General features: G+C 72.4%; 3 protein-coding genes and 1 pseudogene. 2 read left to right on the top strand and 2 right to left on the bottom strand.

Annotation, left to right across the window (positions count from 1 at the left end; translation table 11 throughout):
- Together ACYVE9_RS21975 and ACYVE9_RS21970 are read right to left on the bottom strand one after the other, a co-directional pair.
- Nucleotides 1-748, bottom strand: a 748-nt coding sequence (locus ACYVE9_RS21975; protein ID WP_461029615.1) for a DUF5931 domain-containing protein, incomplete at its 3' end; no start/stop codon positions are given.
- Nucleotides 749-779: 31 nt separating this feature from the next.
- Complete coding sequence (locus ACYVE9_RS21970; protein ID WP_461029614.1) at nt 780-1,535, bottom strand: lysophospholipid acyltransferase family protein; 756 nt, start codon at nt 1,533-1,535, stop codon at nt 780-782.
- A gap of 204 nt (nt 1,536-1,739) precedes the next feature.
- Here ACYVE9_RS21970 and ACYVE9_RS21965 point away from each other — a divergent pair, with 204 nt between their 5' ends.
- Together ACYVE9_RS21965 and ACYVE9_RS21960 are read left to right on the top strand one after the other, a co-directional pair.
- Nucleotides 1,740-2,510, top strand: coding sequence for an alpha/beta hydrolase (locus tag ACYVE9_RS21965; protein ID WP_461029613.1), 771 nt, complete (start codon nt 1,740-1,742; stop codon nt 2,508-2,510).
- A pseudogene (locus ACYVE9_RS21960) lies at nt 2,497-2,693 on the top strand (hypothetical protein); the annotation flags it as partial. The gene ACYVE9_RS21965 and the pseudogene ACYVE9_RS21960, both read left to right, overlap by 14 nt.

The raw sequence follows: 2,693 nt of genomic DNA, 5'->3' as shown, positions 1-2,693 counted from the left end.
CGTCGGGGGCCTGCTGGGGCCCGGTGGTGACGAGCGTGCGCAGCGCGACCTCCTGCTCGCCGGCGAGCCGGCCCAGTTCGGCCGCCTCACCGCCCAGCGCCGTCCCCCGGCGCTGCACCATGGCCAGCACCTGGAGCACGCTGTCGTGGATGTCGCGGGCCAGCCGTTCCCGCTCCCGCGTGGCGGCGTCGATGCGCAGCGCCTCCGCCAGGGTCCGCTCACTGGCCCGGGCCACCTCGACGACGTAGCCGATGCCGATGCTCGCCACCAGGACGAGCAGTATGTTGTGCACGGTGTCGCGGGAGAACGCCCCGCGTTCGAGCACGTTGGCGGCCCCGATGACCAGCGAGGCCCCGGCCGCCCAGCGCCAGCCGCCCTTGATGGCGAAGGCCAGCACCGCCCCGGCGACCCAGATGGACGGCAGCGTCGGCCCGACGCGGTCGCCCGGGTCGGCGAGCGGGCTGAGCAGGATGCCGGTCACCGCGACGGCGATGTCGCAGGCGAGGAAGCGCCGCGTGCAGCGCTCCTCGGAGGAGACCCGGCCGAGCGTCGCGAACGTCCAGGCGGCCAGGGCGGTGAGGTAGAGCACACCGACCGCCGGGCGCTCGTACCCGGCGAGGTTGTAGCCGAACAGCGCCACCGCGTAGCCGAGCGTCAACAGCCGGTAGCCGGCCAGGGCCCGCCACAGCGGCTGCTCGACGGACATGCGCTGCGGTCGTCGCAGCCGCCGCGCCACCTTGCCGGTCATCGCTTCCCCCCGCTCCCCCGACGGCCTCCGCTCAGACGGTGCTCTTGTCCGTCCTGCCCTCGTGGCCTGTCTTGTCCGCCTCTCTGGCGGCCTTCTCGTCCTCGGCCAGTTTCTTGGCCGCTTCCGCGATCTGCCGCTTGGCGGCTGTCGCGTACATGTCCACGTACTCCTGACCGGAGAGCTTCATGATCTCGTACATGACCTCGTCGGTCAGCGAGCGCTGGATGAACCGGTCGCCGTCCATGCCCTGGTAGCGGCTGAAGTCCAGCGGGGCGCCGATCCGGATGCCGGGGCGCATCAGCTTGGGCACGACCTTGCCGGGCGGCTGGATCTTCTCCGTGTCGATCATCGCCACCGGCACCACCGGCGCACCGGTGGCCAGCGCGATGCGGGCCAGCCCGCCGGGCTTGCCGCGGTAGAGCCGGCCGTCCGGCGACCGGGTGCCCTCGGGGTAGATGCCGAACAGCTCACCCCGGTCGAGGACCTGCACCGCGCTTTTGATGGCGGCCTCCGCCGCGCCCCGGGCCCCCGAGCGGTCCACGGGAAGCTGGCCGACGCCCTTGAAGAAGGCGGCGGTCAACTTCCCCTTGACCCCCGGGGAGGTGAAGTACTCGGCCTTCGCCACGAAGGTGACCTTGCGGTCGAGGACCGCGGGCAGGAAGAACGAGTCGGAGAACGACAGGTGATTGCTCGCCAGAATGGCCGGGCCCTCGGCCGGAATGTTCTCCAGCCCTTCGACCCAGGGCCGGAAGGCAAGCTTGAGCGACCCTCCGACCGACAGCTTCATTGCTCCGTACAACAACCGCGGACCTCCTGTTTCACCGTGCAGAACCTTATCCCGCCCCGCCCGTCCGGCGCCTCGGGGCGTCCGGGGGTCGGACGGCGGGCGCCGGGCGCCCCCGGAGCCGCCGGGCTACCGGGTGCCCGACCGCCCGCGTAGGGTGGCAGGACCCCTTCCCCGTCCACGCGTCCGTCCGAACGGAGACCCACGGTGCCGCTGCTTCCCGGGTCAGAACCGATGCACCACGAAGGATCGGAGACCGGTGTCCTGCTCTGCCACGGATTCACCGGTACACCGCAGTCCATGCGCCCCTGGGCGCGGTATCTGGCCGACCGCGGGCTGACGGTGTCCCTGCCGCTGCTGCCGGGGCACGGCACCCGGTGGCAGGACCTGCAGGTCACCGGCTGGCAGGACTGGTACGCCACCGTCGACCGGGAGCTGCGGGCGCTGTCGGAGCGGTGCGAGCACGTCTTCGTCGGCGGCCTGTCCATGGGCGGCGCGCTGGCCCTGCGGCTGGCGGCCAAGCACGGTCCGGCGGTGAGCGGGGTCGTCGTGGTCAACCCTGGCATGACCTTTCCCCGGGTGCGGGGCCTGGCCCTGCCGGTGCTGCGCCATCTCGTGCCGTCCGACAAGAGCATCGCCAGTGACATCGCGAAGGAGGGCGTGCGGGAACTCGCCTACGACCGGGTGCCGTTGCACGCCGCCCACTCGCTGCGGAACTTCTTCCGGCTGGTGCGTGGCGAACTCCCGCAGGTCACGCAGCCGTTGATGGTGCTGCACAGCCGGGTGGACCACGTGGTGCCGCCGGGCGACTCGGCGGTGGTGCTCAACTCGGTGTCGTCGACCGACGTCACCGAGACGGTCCTGGAGCGCAGCCTGCACGTGGCGACGCTGGACCACGACGCGGAGCGCGTCTTCGCGGACTCGTACGGATTCATCACCCGCCTGGCAGCGAGGAAGACGGCCCGTGACGGAGCGTGAGCATGGCCGGGGGGACGGACGCGAGCCCCTCGACGAGGACGCCGCCTGGGCGCAGATCGTCGCCGGATACGGCGAGGAGCCGCCCGACCCGGCCGGCTTCCGTCCGGCCGACAGCGAGCACACCCGTGACGGCGCGGCACCCGCGGAGGGCGGGCCCGCCCCGGAGTCGGGGCGGACCGTGCG

Source organism: Streptomyces sparsus, from assembly GCF_054776295.1.
This window is presented reverse-complemented; position numbering and strand designations above follow the sequence as displayed.